Origin of the sequence: Streptomyces sp. NPDC057702 (assembly GCF_042799315.1) — a bacterium.
Taxonomy (GTDB): domain Bacteria; phylum Actinomycetota; class Actinomycetes; order Streptomycetales; family Streptomycetaceae; genus Streptomyces.
In genome coordinates this window covers 12,360-28,990 of the sequence record NZ_JBHVJC010000036.1, presented here as the reverse complement: position 1 = coordinate 28,990, position 16,631 = coordinate 12,360, and the positions used below count along the sequence as shown (strand labels likewise).

General features: G+C 72.4%; 11 protein-coding genes and 1 tRNA gene. 9 read left to right on the top strand and 3 right to left on the bottom strand.

The features are described 5' to 3' along the window. Positions 1-20 precede the first annotated feature (20 nt). From ACFVFR_RS25350 to ACFVFR_RS25340, 3 genes are read left to right on the top strand one after another with little or no spacing between them, the layout of a single operon-like run. The gene (locus ACFVFR_RS25350; RefSeq protein ID WP_383705624.1) at positions 21-998 is read left to right on the top strand and encodes an ArsA family ATPase; all 978 of its coding nucleotides are present in this window, start codon (positions 21-23) and stop codon (positions 996-998) included. Next, positions 995-1,276 carry a hypothetical protein gene (locus tag ACFVFR_RS25345; protein WP_383705622.1) on the top strand — a complete coding sequence of 94 codons (282 nt, stop codon included), beginning with the start codon at positions 995-997 and terminating at the stop codon, positions 1,274-1,276. The genes ACFVFR_RS25350 and ACFVFR_RS25345 overlap by 4 nt, the downstream gene beginning before the upstream one ends. Further along, positions 1,273-2,847, top strand: coding sequence for an ArsA-related P-loop ATPase (locus ACFVFR_RS25340; protein WP_383705619.1), 1,575 nt, complete (start codon positions 1,273-1,275; stop codon positions 2,845-2,847). Before ACFVFR_RS25345 ends, ACFVFR_RS25340 begins: the two co-directional genes overlap by 4 nt. 777 nt (positions 2,848-3,624) lie before the next feature. On the opposite strand, the gene ACFVFR_RS25335 is transcribed toward ACFVFR_RS25340, so the two are convergent. Further along, positions 3,625-3,978: a WhiB family transcriptional regulator gene (locus tag ACFVFR_RS25335; protein WP_383705617.1), complete on the bottom strand. Its 354-nt coding sequence runs from the start codon at positions 3,976-3,978 to the stop codon at positions 3,625-3,627. 386 nt (positions 3,979-4,364) lie between these two features. Between ACFVFR_RS25335 and ACFVFR_RS25330 the strand changes: the two genes are divergently transcribed. Next, complete coding sequence (locus tag ACFVFR_RS25330) at positions 4,365-6,620, top strand: transglycosylase domain-containing protein (protein ID WP_383705615.1); 2,256 nt, start codon at positions 4,365-4,367, stop codon at positions 6,618-6,620. A 984-nt stretch (positions 6,621-7,604) separates the two neighbouring features. Here ACFVFR_RS25330 and ACFVFR_RS25325 read toward each other — a convergent pair. Next, the gene (locus ACFVFR_RS25325; RefSeq protein WP_383705612.1) at positions 7,605-8,069 is read right to left on the bottom strand and encodes a GatB/YqeY domain-containing protein; all 465 of its coding nucleotides are present in this window, start codon (positions 8,067-8,069) and stop codon (positions 7,605-7,607) included. A 76-nt stretch (positions 8,070-8,145) separates the two neighbouring features. Here ACFVFR_RS25325 and ACFVFR_RS25320 point away from each other — a divergent pair, with 76 nt between their 5' ends. The 4 genes from ACFVFR_RS25320 (at position 8,146) to ACFVFR_RS25305 (ending at position 13,254) form a co-directional block, all read left to right on the top strand. Further along, entirely contained in the window at positions 8,146-9,087 is a 942-nt protein-coding gene (locus ACFVFR_RS25320; RefSeq protein WP_383705610.1) for a metallophosphoesterase, read from the top strand. An 885-nt stretch (positions 9,088-9,972) separates the two neighbouring features. Continuing rightward, positions 9,973-10,046 (top strand) — tRNA-Pro (locus tag ACFVFR_RS25315). Positions 10,047-10,277: 231 nt separating this feature from the next. After that, on the top strand, positions 10,278-11,678 hold the full coding sequence (locus ACFVFR_RS25310; protein ID WP_383705607.1) for a DNA-binding protein: 1,401 nt from the start codon (positions 10,278-10,280) through the stop codon (positions 11,676-11,678). 334 nt (positions 11,679-12,012) lie between these two features. Further along, entirely contained in the window at positions 12,013-13,254 is a 1,242-nt protein-coding gene (locus tag ACFVFR_RS25305; protein WP_383705699.1) for a beta-ketoacyl-[acyl-carrier-protein] synthase family protein, read from the top strand. 134 nt (positions 13,255-13,388) lie between these two features. Here the strand turns inward: ACFVFR_RS25305 and ACFVFR_RS25300 are convergent, their stop codons facing one another. Further along, on the bottom strand, positions 13,389-14,234 hold the full coding sequence (locus ACFVFR_RS25300; RefSeq protein WP_383705604.1) for a class I SAM-dependent methyltransferase: 846 nt from the start codon (positions 14,232-14,234) through the stop codon (positions 13,389-13,391). A gap of 70 nt (positions 14,235-14,304) precedes the next feature. Between ACFVFR_RS25300 and ACFVFR_RS25295 the strand changes: the two genes are divergently transcribed. Continuing rightward, positions 14,305-16,533 (top strand): prolyl oligopeptidase family serine peptidase, encoded by a 2,229-nt coding sequence (locus ACFVFR_RS25295; protein ID WP_383705602.1) that lies wholly within the window; start codon positions 14,305-14,307, stop codon positions 16,531-16,533. The last annotated feature ends 98 nt before the right edge of the window (positions 16,534-16,631 follow it).

Here is a 16,631-nt window from a genome sequence, read left to right as displayed (position 1 = left end):
GACTGGTTAGGCTCACAGATGTGAGCAGGCTCCATGTCGTTAGTGGCAAGGGCGGCACCGGCAAGACCACGGTCGCCGCGGCACTCGCGCTGGCTCTCGCCACCGAGGGTCGGCGCACGCTGTTGGTGGAGGTGGAGGGCCGGCAGGGCATCGCCCAGCTCTTCGAGACGGAGACGCTGCCGTACGAGGAGCGCAAGATCGCCGTCGCGCCGGGTGGCGGGGAGGTGTACGCGCTCGCCATCGACCCCGAGCTCGCGTTGCTCGACTACCTCCAGATGTTCTACAAGATGGGCGGCGCGGGACGCGCCCTCAAGAAGCTCGGCGCCATCGACTTCGCCACCACCGTCGCTCCCGGCCTACGGGACGTGCTGCTGACTGGCAAGGCGTGCGAGGCGGTGCGACGCAAGGGCAGGGACGGGCGGTTCGCGTACGACTCGGTCGTCATGGACGCCCCGCCGACCGGGCGGATCACGCGCTTCCTCAACGTCAACGACGAGGTCGCCGGGCTGGCCCGGATGGGCCCCATACACAACCAGGCGCAGGCCGTGATGCGGGTGCTCAAGTCGCCCGAGACGGCGGTGCACCTGGTGACGCTGCTGGAGGAGATGCCGGTCCAGGAGACCATGGACGGCATCGCGGAGCTGCGCGCCGAGGGCCTGCCGACGGGCGGCGTGGTGATCAACATGGTGCGGCCGGCGGTGCTGGACGCGGCGGCCGTGGACATCGCCGCCACCCAGGAGCGCGCGGGCATCACCCGGGTTCTCGCGCGCGCCGGGCTGAGCTCGGCGTACGCCGGCGGGCGGCCCGAGCAGTTGATCGAGCCGCTCATCGAGCAGGCCCGCGAGCACGCGGAACGGGTCGCCCTGGAGCGCGTGCAGCGCGCGGAGCTCTCCCAGCTCTCGCTGCCCACACATGAGTTGGAGATGCTGACCGAGGGCGTCGACCTGGCCGGGCTCTACCGGCTCGCGTCCGATCTGCGAAAGCAGTGGCCGGCGTGACCGACCGACGCGCGACGCCCAACACCACCCCGCACGACACCCGCCCGCGCACCCCAGGGCCCACGGACGCGCCCCGCCCGCCAACGGGCGGCGCGACGGCGCGGCCGAACGGCGCTCCCCACGAGGCCATACGCACCGACCAGGCGCCCGGCGTACGCGGCCCCGAACGCCGCACGCCCGCGCACGCCGCGAGCACGGGCCGTACGACGCCGCACGACGCGAGCGCGCGCGGACGGGGCACGCGACGACTGGGCACGCACGGGCAGGAGGCGGCATGACGATGGACGAGGCACCACGGCTGGCGGTCGACGCGGTGCTCGACGACACGCGGACCCGGATCGTGGTGTGTTGCGGCTCGGGCGGCGTCGGCAAGACGACGACGGCCGCCGCGCTCGGCGTGCGGGCGGCCGAGCGGGGCCGCAAGGTCGTCGTGCTCACCATCGACCCGGCCCGCCGGCTGGCGCAGTCGATGGGCATCGACTCGCTCGACAACGTTCCCCGCCGGGTCGCGGGTGTCGACGGCTCCGCCGGGGGCGAACTGCACGCCATGATGCTGGACATGAAGCGGACCTTCGACGAGTTCGTCGAGGCGCACGCGGACGCCGAACGCGCCGCCGCGATCCTGCGCAACCCCTTCTACCAGTCCCTGTCGGCCGGGTTCGCCGGCACGCAGGAGTACATGGCCATGGAGAAGCTCGGCCAGCTGCGCGCCCGCGACGAGTGGGACCTGATCATCGTGGACACCCCGCCGAGCCGCTCGGCGCTCGACTTCCTGGACGCGCCCAAGCGGCTCGGGTCCTTCCTGGACGGGAAGTTCATCAAGGTGCTGATGGCCCCGGCGAAGGTCGGTGGCCGGGCGGGCATGAAGTTCCTCAATGTCGGCATGTCGATGATGACCGGCACGGTGAGCAAGCTTCTCGGCGGTCAACTGCTGCGTGATGTGCAGACGTTCGCGGCGGCCATGGACACCATGTTCGGCGGCTTCAGGACGCGCGCCGACGCCACCTACCAGCTCCTCCAGGCCCCCGGGACCGCCTTCCTCGTGGTGGCCGCCCCCGAACGGGACGCGCTGCGCGAGGCGGCGTACTTCGTCGAGCGGCTGGCCGCCGAGCGGATGCCGCTGGCCGGGCTGGTACTGAACCGGGTGCACGGCAGCGGCGCTGCCCAGCTCTCGGCCGAGCGGGCGCTGGCGGTGGCCGAGAGCCTGCGGGCGGGCGCGACCCAGGACGCGCGGGAGCACGCGGACACGGCGGCGGGCACGGGCGACGAGCGCGCGCAGGAAGCGCCCCTCGCCGGCCCGGACGACGCGGTTCCGGTCAACTCAAAGGAAAATCTGCCCGTCGGCGGCATTGTCGATCGATCGACCGGGCAAGGGGAAGACAGTTCACCGCCGTCCACGACCCGCAACCCGCACGACACGGCCGAGCGCGCCGACCCCACCGTCGCCCCGGCCCACGACGAGGGGCCGCACGCCGCCACCACACCGCAGACCCCATCCAGCGCGCCCGCCGCGGAATCGGAAGCCGACCCGGCCCACGCCGACATCGAGGTCGCCACTCCCCCGGAGACCTCGCCGGAGGCGATCGCCGTCGCGACCGAGACCGCCACGGCCGTCCCCGCCCCGAGCGACGGCCCCGACAGCGCCGACGCCGAACGGCTGGCAGCAGGGCTGCTTCTGCTGCACGCCGAGCGCATGTCGCTTCTCGCACGTGAGCAGCGCACGCGGGACCGCTTCACCGCCCTGCACCCGGAGGTCCCGGTCGCCGAGGTCGCCGCACTGCCTGGCGACGTCCACGACCTGGCCGGCCTCCGTGCCGTCGGCGACCGCCTCGCGACACAGCGGACCTGACAGCCAGTGGGGGCTGGCCGGCGCGCCCGCCTACACACACGCGCGCGTGAGCTGGTCCGACGCGTCGGACTGGCGAGTGGGAACCGGGCACGCGGGTCGCTGGCGCACGGGCTCGGGGGAAACGGCCCGGAACGCGCCGCCCCGGTGCGCACCCGCGCACCGATCCGAGGTGTCGACCACGAGTAGAGGACCGGCCACGGAGTCGTCCGTGCGCGCGGCCCGTACGCCGACGCCAGGCCGAGCCCGCAGGGCGTGGGTCAAGGCGTGGACACCTGGGCGTGGAGAGCTGGCGTACGGAGATCCTCCGTACGCCGGGCCGTGGCGCCACGGCTCGCGGCCGTGTCGCAGCGCGGCTGGTCGGAGGCACCTGGGAGCTCGACGCCCCGGGCCGTGTGCCGGGCCCCGTCAGTCAACCGCCGGGTGAGGTGGTTCAGGCATCGGCTTCAACAGCACCCCATCGCCCGCGATGCCCCGTATATGGTGCTCGTTTTCAGCCACCACTGATCAGCTCGGGCCCGTGCCTCGCTCCGAGGCTGGTCGTCAGGCCGGGCGGCGTCAGGGGGACACGACGTGACGGCACGGCAGGAGTCCGAAAGGGACGACGAACGCGGGACGGTCGGCGTGTGACGCGGGACGTCCCCACGTGCCGGGACGCGGCCGAAGAGCCATGACCGGCGGGGCCGTACGGGCAGCCGCAGCAGAGGTCGGCCCAGTGGCACCCGGCGTCGGGCGCACGTGCACGACGGCTGAATCGCTGCGCCCACGCGGGCGTGGTCGCTAGCCGACCGCCGCGTAGTCGGTGTCGTAGTGGTCGTACTCGTCGTCGTCGAGCCCGACGGGCAGGATGCCCGCACCGCGCTCGTACTCCGTGCGCGCGGTCTCCAGCAGTCTGCGCCAGGAGGTGACCGTCGGCCGGCGGCGTAGCAACGCCCTCCGCTCCCGCTCGGTCATGCCGCCCCACACGCCGAACTCGACGCGGTTGTCCAACGCGTCCGCGAGGCACTCCGTGCGCACCGGGCAACCGGTGCAGACGGCCTTGGCCCTGTTCTGCGCCGCGCCTTGTACGAAAAGTTCATCCGGATCGGTAGTGCGGCAGGCTGCCTGCGCACTCCAGTCGGTTACCCAGCCCATGCTGGCGCCGTCCTCTCCCGAATTGAGGCTCCCCCACGGCGACAAACGGCATATGCACCGTCGCCAGTTGAGGACGTTACGGAAGGTAGACAGAGCGCAACACCCCCTGCGGGCCCAATCTTGAATGGCCCGAACGGACTATGCGTACGCGGCAGATCACCCAACGGAGTGAGCTGGCGACATTGACGCCGTTTCCGACAATGCGGTGCAGATTCCCCCCATCAAATGGAGCGATCTACCGATACTTACCGACAATGCGGACAGGTCTCATCACTCACTGGAGTGACAACGGAGATGTTGCGGCAGCGTACGACTGGGGCTGGCGAGAAACAGCGTATGCGAACAGGCGGGCGCCTGTCCGGCGAATGAGAACGTAGGCTGCTTCCATGGGAAAGAAGCGCTCCGGTGGAGGTCTGACCACGACCCAGCAGGCCGCGAAGTTCCTCGGCGTCAGCGTGTTGGCCGGAGCCGTGCTGGCCGGCCTCGCGCTGCCCGCAGCGGGCGTGCTCGGCCTCGCGGCCAAGGGCTCCGTCGAAGGCTTCGACGAGATACCAGCCAACATGAAGACGCCGCCGCTCAGCGAGCGGACCACCATCCTGGACGTCAAGGGCAAGGAGATCGCGAAGGTCTACTCCCGCGACCGGACCGTGGTGGACCTGGCGGACATCTCTCCGTACATGCAGCAGGCGATCGTCGCCATCGAGGACGCGCGCTTCTACGAGCACGGCGCGGTCGACCTCAAGGGTGTCTTGCGCGCGCTCAACAAGAACGCGCAGTCCGGCGGCGTCTCCGAGGGCGCCTCGACGCTCACCCAGCAGTACGTGAAGAACGTCTTCATCGAGGAAGCCGGGAACAACTCGGACAAGTTCGCCGCGGCCACCGAGCAGAGCGTCGGCCGCAAGATCAAGGAACTGAAGTACGCGATCCAGGTAGAGAAGGAACTGGGCAAGAAGCGCATTCTGCAGAACTATCTGAACATCACGTTCTTCGGGCAGCAGGCGTACGGCGTGGAGGCCGCCTCCCAGCGCTACTTCAGCACGAGCGCCAAGAGCCTCACCCTGGAGCAGGCCGCGTTGCTCGCCGGTCTCGTCCAGTCACCGAGTCGGTACGACCCGGTCAACGACCCGGACGAGGCGCTCAAGCGGCGCAACATGGTGCTCAAGCGGATGGCCGACGTCAAGAACGTCACTCCGGCGCAGGCCGAGGCGGCCCGCAAGAAGCCGCTGGGCCTGAAGGTCAGCGAGCCCAAGAACGGCTGCATCACGGCCGTCGCGGGAGCCGGCTTCTTCTGTGACTACGTGCGCCAGGTGTTCCTCACCGACCCGGTGTTCGGCAAGTCGAGCAAGGAGCGGGCCAAGCGCTGGAACCAGGGCGGACTGACCATCCGTACGACGCTCGACCCGCAGGCTCAGGACTCCGTACAGAAGTCGATCACCGACCACGTCTACCAGACGGACTCGGTGGCCACCGCCGTCACCCTGATCGAGCCGGGCACGGGCCGGGTCGTCGGGATGGGTCAGTCGCGGCCCTACGGTTTCGGCGACAACGAGACGCAGATCAACCTGTCGGCCGACCGCGTGATGGGCGGCTCGAACTACGGGTTCCTCACGGGTTCGACGTTCAAGCCGATCACGGCCGCCGCCGCGCTGGAGAAGGGCAAGTCGCCGACCCAGGAGTACTCGTCGCCGTATCGGATGGACTACCCGAGCCCGGTGTCCACCTGTCAGGGCAACTGGCTCAACGACACGCAGCAGCCCGCGACCGTGGAGAACGAGAACCGCACCGAGGTCGGGCCGTACCGGATGCAGGAGGCGACCGCTAAGTCGGTCAACACCTACTTCGTGCAGCTGATCAGCGAGATCGGCATCTGCCCGGTCACCGAGCTGGCCACCAAGATGGGCATGCACCCGGCGAGCGGCGACAAGCTGCCGCAGGTGCCCTCCCTCACCCTCGGCAGTGAGGGCATGTCCCCGCTGACCATGGCCAACGCGTACGCGACCTTCGCCAACCGCGGCGTCTACTGCACGCCCGTCTTCATCGACTCGATCACCGGTCCGGGCGGCAAGAAGCTCAAGGTGCCCGAGTCGACGTGCTCGCGGGCCATGTCGACCAAGACGGCCGACACCATCAACACCCTGCTCACCGGTGTCGTCGAGGACGGCACCGGCAGGAAGGCGGGACTGAGTAGCCGGGCCAGCGCGGGCAAGACGGGTACGACGGACAACCGGAAGGCGGCCTGGTTCGTCGGGTACACGCCGAACCTGGCGGGCGCCGTGTGGGTCGGCGGGCCCGGCGAGAAGGACGTCGAGATGGTGGACATCACCATCGGCGGCGTCCACCACGAGAAGGTGTTCGGAGCCGACACCCCGGGCCCGATCTGGAAGGACGCGATGAGCGGCGCCCTGGAGGGCAAGCCGGCTCCCAAGTTCACGACCGTCCACATCGCCAACCCGGACAAGGACAAGAAGAAGAAGAAGGACAAGCCCGGACGCGGTGACGACAAGCCGCGCAAGCCCCGCAAGCCGGGCCGCCACGGCGACGAGAACCCGTGGCCCGACATCAGCATCCCGCCGGGCTTCATCGGCGGCGGCGACAGCGACAAGGGCCGGGGCAACGGCGGCGGGCGCGGCAACGACGGCTGACCCGACCTGGGCTGAGCGGACCGCCGAGCGGACGGCCGCGTAGCGGGGCGGGGGTCGATGGGGACATCGGCCCCCGTCTCACGTTCGCCCCCTTGGGGGTCCGCGCTCGTCACGGACCCGTTCTCCTTATTGGGCCACTCCCCTTACTGGGTGCCACTCCCGTTGTGGGGCCGCGACCGTCGCGGCCGGCCGCCGTGCCGGGGTCGCGGCCTTCGCGCCGTCCGGGCCGGGCGACCGGTGCGAGCCTCGGCGCGCGGGCTCGGCGGGGCGCACGAGGTCGGGCCGAGACGGGGGGACGCGGGCCGCGGGCCGTGCTCGGCGAGGGGGCGCCCCTGGTCAGGCCCGCCGCGACCGCCGGCGTACGCACGCGTGGGGGTACACGTGCGGAGGGCGCCGGGGTACGCGTACGGGAGCGTCGGGGTGCGCTTGGGGCGACTGTCCGGATACGTGCCCGGGGCGGGTCGCCAGCGCACGCGGCGCCGGGGTGGGTCTCGGGGGCGTGCGGCCAAGGGTCCGTACGCGTACACCTCGCGAGGGAGCTGCCGGGATCGAGATAGAGCGGCGGGTCGCCAGAGTGTGGAGCGCGGCACCGGAGGTAGGCCGTCCGGGTTGGTGTCGGGGCCAGCGGTCCGGGACCGCGTTTGGGGGCGACCGCCCCGACAGGCAGTCGAGGCGAACTGTCCCGATATGTCCGTTACCTGACTGTCGAGGATGACACGAGATCAGGGTGGTGCCGGAGCGCGTCCGTGGTGGTGATCCGCCGGCTGACGCCCGCCGGGTTGCCCGCACCCCTTGGAGGGGGGCGGCACCCGTAGGGGACGCCGCTGCCCGTCGGGGGTGATCGGCCCTCGCTCGGGAGCGCCGCCACCCCACGGGAACACAGCCACCCGTCGGGGTGGAGGCGTACGCGTCACCCCGTGGTCCGCGCGAGGGGCCGCCCCGTACGGGATGGCCGACGCTTGCGCGCCAGCCGATCCGTACGGTTCAGTCAGCCAGGGCGCGCTTGACCGCGGCGGCCACCCGGCCGCCCTCGGCCCGGCCCGCGATCTTCGGGTTCACGATCTTCATCACGGCGCCCATCGCGCGCGGCCCCTCGGCCCCGGCGGCCTTGGCCTCCGCGACGGCCTCGGTGACCAGCGCGTTCAGCTCGTCGTCGGTGAGCGGCTTGGGCAGGTACTCGGCGAGCACCTCGCCCTCGGCGCGCTCCCGCTCCGCCGACTCCGCGCGACCGCCCTCGGCGAACGCCTCCGCCGCCTCGCGTCGCTTCTTCGCCTCGCGCGCGATGATCTTCTCCACCTCGGCGTCGGACAGCTCCCGGGCGCTCTCGCCCGCGACCTCTTCCTTGGTGATGGCCGTGATCGTGAGTCGCAGCGTGGAAGAGCGCAGCTCATCGCGTGCCTTGATGGCGGTGGTGAGGTCGTTCTGGAGCCTGGTCTTGAGCGTGGTCATGCCGTCGAGTCTGCCAGGAGGCCCGGTCGTACGCCCCGTGATTTCAGGGTGCCGAGGCTTCTGCGACGATGGACGTATGCGCGCGCGATACGGAGTACCCCTGGGAATCACCGCTGGAATCACGGCAGTCGGCGCGGCCGGCCTGGCCTACGCGGCGGGTTTCGAAGCCCGCTCGTTCCGGCTCCGGCGCGTCAGCGTTCCGGTACTCCCCCCGGGGGCCGAACCCCTACGGGTGCTCCAGGTCTCCGACATCCACATGGTGTCCGGGCAGCGCAAGAAGCAGCGGTGGCTCCAGGCGCTCGCGGGGCTGCGGCCCGATTTCGTGGTCAACACCGGGGACAACCTCTCCGACCCGGACGCCGTGCCGGAGGTGCTGGACGCCCTCGGCCCGCTCCTCGAGTTCCCCGGCACCTACGTCTTCGGCTCGAACGACTACTACGGGCCCAAGATGCGTAACCCCGCCCGCTACCTGCTGGAAAAGGCCAGCGGCCGGCACGGTCTCAACGGCAATCCGCCGGTCGTGGGCGCCGTACACAACCCGTGGGAGGACCTGCGCGACGCGTTCGACGCGGCGGGCTGGGTCGGCCTGTCGAACTCGCGGGGACGGCTCAAGCTCGACGGCATCGAGATCGCGCTGACCGGCCTGGACGACCCGCACATCAAGCGCGACCGGTACGCCGAGGTCGCCGGCGGCCCGGAGACCGGCGCCGACCTGTCGCTGGCGATCGTCCACGCCCCCTACCTCCGCAGCCTGGACGCCTTCGCCGCCGACGGCTACCCGCTGATCCTGGCGGGCCACACCCACGGCGGCCAGGTCTGCATCCCCTTCTACGGAGCCCTGGTCACCAACTGCGACCTGGACACGGAACGGGTCAAGGGCCTCTCCACCCACCGCGCCGGCGGCAACCGCTCCTACCTGCACGTCTCCGCGGGCTGCGGTGCCAACCGCTACACCCCCATCCGCTTCGCCTGCCCCCCCGAGGCGACGCTTCTCACCCTGACGCCACGCGAAAGCTGACCCTGACAGGCGTGCCCTCCTCATACGGGTCGGTCCGTACGGGCCAACCCTGTGGCCCCACCCCGTGCGGGCCCGCCCTCTCGCGAGCCAGTCGCGACGAGGGTTGGTCCCACCCCGAGGACCAACCCTGACGACAGCGCGTCGTTCCCTACGGGACCGCCCGGCGACGACTCGTCGCGTTTCGCGGGAGAGGCCCCCGTCGGAGGCTCCCACCCTCCGCCGCGACCAGGCTTGGTCCGCGCCGGCCACGGCACACCCTTCTGACGCCGCCCCCCCGCCGGCCGTCCGGCTCTCCTCTTCTCCTGATCGAGCACTCGTGCGCCGGCACGAAGGGGGGAAGGTCTCGCCGGCGTCACCACTGGCCAAGGAAGCGGGCGCCAGGTGTCCGTCGCGCTCGTTCGGCGCGACGGGCCACACCCCGCGTACGGAACCAGGCCTCGCCGAAGCACCCGCACAGTCCGGAGGTCGCGGCACCGAGCCTCCACGAACGCGGCGCACCGCTGTCGCGAGGGGCGGGGAGACGCACTGTGCGGAGCGGATGCCCTGACACGCTCCAGGGCGAGCCGCCCGCACGACCCGCATCCGGCCCCGGGCGACGGCCCCGCACCCGGCACCTCGAGCAGGCCGGCGAGGTGAGTCGGGTGGCTGGTGAGCCGGCCGGGGCTGCCCGTGCCGTCACGGCCCCGCCACAGCCGGGTCCAGCGGGACCCCAGCGCGGCGTGAGGCCCGCGGGGGGCCGGTGTCGCCCCCGCCTCCCACCCGCCCCCGCCCCACCCGAGCGCCGAACCCACATCCCGACTCCACCCCAGGTCGGCCCGGCCGGCAGGGCTTCGATACCGGATTTCGTCTACGGCGACAGGTCCGCTAAAGTAGAGCTCGTTGCTTCGGGGTGTAGCGCAGCTTGGCAGCGCGCTTCGTTCGGGACGAAGAGGTCGTGGGTTCAAATCCCGCCACCCCGACTGAAGGAACAGTAGGTCAGGGGCCTGGTCCGGTTAGTGGATCAGGCCCCTGACTCGTTTCCGGAGCCAACCAGGGTGCCGTTTGGGCGCCGAGGCAGGGGCGGTGACCCCGTGTCGGCCCCCGAAGTGGCGGGGCCTTTTCGATGGTTTGGCCGATGGGGCTCCGGGGTTGGCCCCGCCTCGTACGCTCGGGGCGTTCGGCGGACGGTGTCGGGTATTCGAGGGGGCGGCGTGGAGCATCTCTTTACTGTCGACGGTGCGGCGGCCACGCCGATATCGCGCACCGGGTTGGCCGCGGAAAGCCTGTGGGAGCGGCAGCACCTGCAGGAATGGGTGATCGCCCATCCGCGGGTGCTCGGGGAGTCCGTACTCGTGGTCACCGCGGAGTACGACCGGTGGGCCGACATCGACGGGGTGCCGGCCCGTGACCGGCTGGACATACTCGGGCTGGACGCGACCGGACGCCTGGTCGTGGTCGAGCTGAAGCGCGGCGCGGCCGACGGGGACGTACACCTACAGGCGATCACCTACGCCGCCCTGGTGTCCCGGTTCGACCTCGACACCCTGGCCCAGGCGCACCGTGACTTCCTGAGGCGCAGGGGGCAGGACCTCGACACCGACGCGTGTCGGCGGCGGCTGCTCGACCAGGTGGACGGGGAGTGGAGCCCGGAACTGCTCCAACGCCCTCGGCAGGTGATCATCGCCGCCGACTTCCCCAAGCGGGTCACCCACTCCGTGGTCTGGCTGTCCGAGATGGGTCTCGACATCGATCTCGTCCAGGTCGGCCTGTGGCGAGTGGCGGGGCATCTCGTCGCCGGGTTCACCAAGGTCTACCCGACGCCGGAGGTCGAGGAGTTCACGCTTGCCCCGGCCCGGGTCGAAGGCGAGGCGGCGGCCCGGAAGCTGCGGGAACGCGCGCACTCGCGGAACGCCGTGCCCGCGCTCGTCGGGGCGGGGCTGCTGCCCGACGGGACCAGGCTGCTGATGACACCGCGCCACGGCGTGACGGACACCGTCCGCGCCGCGATCGACTCCTGGGTGGCGCGGGACCCTCGCCGGTCGGCCGCCACCTGGACCAACGACGCCGACAAGCCACTGGTGTGGGACGCGGACGGAGCCGCCTACTCCCCCTCGGAGCTGGCCCGTCACGTCGTCACGAGCGTGACCGGCCGCACCGTCGAGAGCATCCGGGGAACGACGTGGTGGGACGTGGACACCGCGCGGGTGCCCGCCGACGTCGACCCCGAGGCGTGGGCCACCCTGGCGGGGACCGACCTGGCCGGCCTGGCCAGGCAACTCGGCGGCGCCCGCAGGGACTGGAGCGGGCTGCACGCCCTGCTGAGCGCCGTCCCGGCCGGGAAGTGGACCACCTACGGTGACCTGGCGGCGGCGATCGGAAGCCACGCCGTCCCGGTCGGTCGACACCTCGGCACCTGTGGCCAGTGCCCCCACCCCTGGCGGGTCCTCACCGCCGCCGGGAAGGTCAGTTCCGGCTTCCAGTGGCTGGATCCCTCGCGTACGGACTCCGCCGCAGACGTCCTGAGCGGTGAAGGCGTGCGCTTCGACGGAGACGTCGCCGACCCGGATCAGCGCCTACGCGAGAGCGATCTCCGCCAACTCCTGGGCGTATGACATGCGCTGCCACGTCCTCGGCCGCTCGCGGTGCGCTCGCGCACGCGACCGTGAGCACGACACGCGGGCCGTTCACGCGGGCGCGCGAGGGGCGGGCGGAGCGCCGTCGCGAGCGCTGGCACCACCGTTCCCGTCGCGGTCCGGCCCGTAGCCGGGCGAGCCGCCGGAACCGTGCGCGTCACCCGTCGTTCTCCCCCAAATGGCCCACAGTCGCGCGTCCGTACCGGGTGCCGGTTCTGGCACAGTCCTACGCGTGGGGCTTGTGGCCGCGTCTCGCCTCCCGCTTCGGGCGGTGCGTGGGTCGACGGTGAGGGAGCGGCCGGTGAGGAGAACGATGGGTGTCGCCAGGGCGCGGACCGCCGACATCGCCGTGACCGGGGTGGGGTTGCTCTCGCCCGCTGGTCTGACGCTCGACGAGAACTGGGCCGCGCTGTGCCGGGGGCGCTCGGTGGCCGCGTACGACGAGGAGTTGGCGGGGTTGCCCGTCGACTTCTCGTGTCGGGTGCCGGGGTTCGACGCCGCCGCGGAGTTGGGCGAGCGGTGGGCTCGACGGACCGACCGGTTCAGCCAGTTCGCGGTGGTGGCGGCGCGGCGCGCGGTCGCCGACGCGGGGCTGGACCCGCAGGCGTGGGACGGTGAGCGGGTCGGGGTGGTGCTCGGTGTCGGCTCCAACAGCCTCGCGACGTACACCGCCGAGTTCCGCGCACTGGACGACGAGCGACCCGACCGCGTTTCCCCGCTCGCCCTGCCGCGTAGCGTGCCGAACATGGCCGCCGGGGAGGTGGCGATGGATCTGGGGGCGCGCGGGCCGGGGTTCACCACCGCCAGCGCCTGCGCGTCGGGGGCGACCGCGATCGGTGTCGCCCGGGATCTGTTGCGCGGGGGCGCGTGTGACGTGGTGCTCGCCGGTGGGAGCGAATCGGCCCGTAGCCGGATGAGCGCCACCTGTTTCGCCCGGTTGCGGACGCTGTCCCGACGCCGTGCCGCGCCGGAGCTGGCCAGCCGCCCCTTCGACGCCGATCGCGACGGCTTCGTCCTGGGCGAGGGCGCGGCGGTACTGGTCATGGAGCGCCACGCGGGCGCGCGGGCGCGCGGGGCGCGGGTTCGCGCGCTGCTACGCGGCTACGGGGCGACCAGTGATGCCCACCACCCCGTCGCACCGCTTCCCGACGGAGCCGGCGCGGCGCGGGCGATCCAGGTCGCGCTGCGGGACGCGCGGTGCGCGCCGTCCGACATCGGGCACGTCAACGCGCACGGCACCGCCACCCGGCTCAACGACGCGGCCGAGGCCGCCGCGCTGAGCGGGGTGTTCGGCCAGGGCCCGCCGCCTGTGACAGCGCCCAAGAGTGTGGTCGGGCACGCCCTCGGCGCGGCCGGGGCCATCGAGGCCGCGTACACGATCCTCAGTCTGGAACACCAGACGATCCCGCCGACCGCCAACTTCGGCTACCAGGACGGGGACCACAAGCTCGACGTGGTCGCCGGTGCCCCGCGCCGCACCGCGATGTCCGCGGCGATCACCTGCTCGTTCGGCTTCGGCGGCCACAACGCGGTGCTGGTCTTCACGACCGGATGAGCGCGAGGGCCGGGTGACCGCTGTTGCCCGTGGGGTGGTGGAGGCCCGACCGGCCCTGGGCGCCACCGGGGACGGGAGGGGGCGTGGCTCAGGGAGTGGGCGTAGGTGCGGGCGGGGGCCGGAGGTGTTCGGGGTCAGTGGGCGGCCGGGGGCTTGGACGCGCGCAGCGAGTACATCAGGGGGACGCGTGGCTGACCGGGCGGGAACCGGTAGTAAGGGGTGCCCGCTACGGGCTGGAGTGCGCCGAAGCGGGCGAAGAAGGTCATGTCGTGCTCGTGCAGGAACTCGACGCGCAGCCCGGCGGCGGCCAGCGCGCTGATGACCGAGCCCAGCGGATGTTGCCATTCCACTCGGCGGTTGCTGCTGGTCAAGGCGGTGGTGTCGGCGTACGTGCCGGGGGTCTCGTCGATCCACGGCTCGCGGCTGAAGTAGTCGTACGCGACGCGGCTGCCCGTCGCGTCGTCCAGCGCGTCCACGATCGGGTGGAACTCGGACAGGTAGAGGAAGCCGCCGGGCGCGACCAGGGCCGCCGCGGTCTCCGCCCAGCGCACGATGTCGGGCAGCCAGCACAGCGCGCCGATGCCGGTGTAGACGATGTCGTACGCGCTGTCCGGGACGGCGGTCACCGCGTCGTAGACGTCGGCCGTGACGAAGCACGCGCGGTCGGTGCCCAGGCCCAGCTCCGTGGCGAGGTCGCGGGCGGCCTCCACCGCCGGGGCGGAGAAGTCGAGGCCGACGACCTGGGACGCGCCGCGCCGCGCGAAGGAGAGCGTGTCGAGGCCGATGTGGCACTGGAGGTGCAGGAGGGTCTTGCCCGCGACGTCGCCGACCTCAGCCGCCTGGAAGTCGCTGAGCGAGTCCCGGCCCGCCCGAAAGGCGTCGAGGTCGTAGAAATCGCTGGTCAGATGGATGGGAACCCGCTCGTCCCACATCGCGCGGTTCGCCTCTCGCCAGTCTTCGGGGCCAGGAAGCTGGGTCATGCACGCGAGGTTATCCACAGGCAGACGGCCTCGCCAGCGAGTTGTGGGTGCCTCGGCGCAGAATGGGGTCATGACTGAGAGCAGCGAAGCGGTGCGAGGCGGGGCCGAGCAGGCGAGCGGGAGCGCGGAGCGCGGCAGCCACGAGAGCGGCACCGCCCCGGGGCGCGGCACGGACGGGAGGCCGGGAGACCAGGACGTGGCCGCCCAGGAGCGGCGGCCCGCGCCCCGTGCGTGGCAGGCAGACGGCGAGTCGACGGGCGACGGCGCCCCCGCGCCGGCGGCCACGCCCGCCCCCCTCGCCGGCGCGGAGTGGCCGGACTGGGAGAAGCGGTTCCGGGCGGCGCGGGTGGGCCTGCCGGACTGGGCGGAGGGCGCGCCGGAGCGGTCGCTGTTCGTCTCGAACGTCACGGGTACCTACGAGCTGTACGCCTGGGACCGCACCACCGACGAGCAGCGCCAGGTGACCGACCGGCCGAACGGCACCACGGACGGTGTCCTCGCCCCCGACGGCCAGTCGATCTGGTGGTTCTCGGACACCGACGGGGACGAGTTCGGGGTGTGGCTGCGGCAGCCCTTCTCGGGCGGGCCCGACGAGCCCGCCGTGCCGGGCCTCGCCGCCTCCTACCCCGCGGGGCTCGCGCTCGGCCTGGACGGCACCGCGGTCATCGGCCGCTCCACGGACGAGAACGGCTCGGCCATCCACGTCGTTCGAGGCGCCGGCGGCGCGGCCCGCGACACCGGCCCGGGGGCGGGCCAAGGCGCGGAGGACGGCGGGTCCGACGCGGGCTCGGGCGGCCGGGACGCGAGCACGGCGGCCGAACCCGTGGAGATCTACCGACACCGGCAGTCGGCGGGCGTCGGCGACCTCTCGCACGACTCGTCCCTGATCGCCATCGAGCACACCGAGCACGGCGACGCGATGCACTCGGCGATCCGCGTGGTGCGGCTGGACGGTACGACGGTCGCCGAGTTGGACGACACCCGGGGCGGCGCCGAGGAACTCGGGCTCGCCGTGCTGGGCTTCGCGCCGGTGGCGGCCGACGCGCGGCTGCTCGTGGGACACCAGCGGCGCGGCCGGTGGGAGCCGATGATCTGGAATCCGCTCACCGGCGAGGAGCGCGCCCTCACCATCGACCTGCCGGGCGACGTGGGCGCCGAGTGGTACCCGGACGGCACGGCGCTGCTCGTCGAGCACAGCTACCAGGCGCGCAGCGAGCTGTGGCGGTACGACCTGGCCTCCGGTGCGCTGTCGCGGGTGGAGACGCCGAAGGGCACGATCTCGGGGGCGACGGCCCGGCCCGACGGTTCGGTCGAGTTCCTGTGGTCGTCCGCCCAGCGCCCCCCGCAGGTCCGCTCGACGACCGGCCGCGTCGTACTAGAGCCCCCGCCGCTGCCCGGCGGGCTCGACCGCGCCCCGGACTCGGTGCCCGTCACCGACGCGTGGGTGGACGGCCCGGCCGGACCGGTGCACGCGCTGGTGCAACGCCCGGCGGGCGAAGGCCCCTTCCCCACCGTCTTCGACATCCACGGCGGCCCGACCTGGCACGACAGCGACGCCTTCGCCGCCGGCCCGGCCGCCTGGGTGGACCACGGGTACGCGGTGGTGCGGGTCAACTACCGGGGCTCGACGGGGTACGGCCGGGCCTGGACGGACGCGCTCAAGCACCGCGTCGGACTCATCGAGCTGGAGGACATCGCCGCCGTGCGCGAATGGGCCGTGTCCTCCGGGCTCGCCGACCCACGACGACTGGTGCTCAGCGGCGGCTCCTGGGGTGGCTATCTCACCCTCCTCGGCCTCGGTACGCAGCCCGACGCCTGGGCCGTGGGCCTGGCCGCGGTGCCGGTCGCCGACTACGTCACGGCGTACCACGACGAGATGGAGGCGCTGAAGGCCATGGACCGCACGCTCCTCGGCGGCACCCCGGAGGAGGTACCGGAGCGGTTCACCGCCTCCTCCCCGCTGACCTACGTCGACCAGGTGCGGGCTCCGGTCTACATCTCGGCCGGGGTGAACGACCCCCGCTGCCCCATCCAGCAGGTCGAGAACTACGTCACGCGCCTGGAGGAGCGCGGTGCCGTACACGAGGTCTACCGGTACGACGCCGGGCACGGCTCGCTCGTCGTGGAAGAGCGGATCAAGCAGCTCCGGATGGAGATAGCCTTCGCGGAACGGCACCTGGGGCGCGGCGCTCAGCCGGACACCCGGTCGGACACGGCGGGCGACGCCGGCGTTGTGGATGCCGGTGCCAGCGCCGATGCCGTGGAGGCCGCTGAGGCGGACGCTCCGACCGCCTCGTAGCTTCACGCCCCGGCCCCCCGCGCGAGGCCCCCTCGCTCAGCCGCGAGGTGCCCCGGCCGCCTCGGCCGTGGGGCCCGGCTCCGCCCTCGTGGCCACCT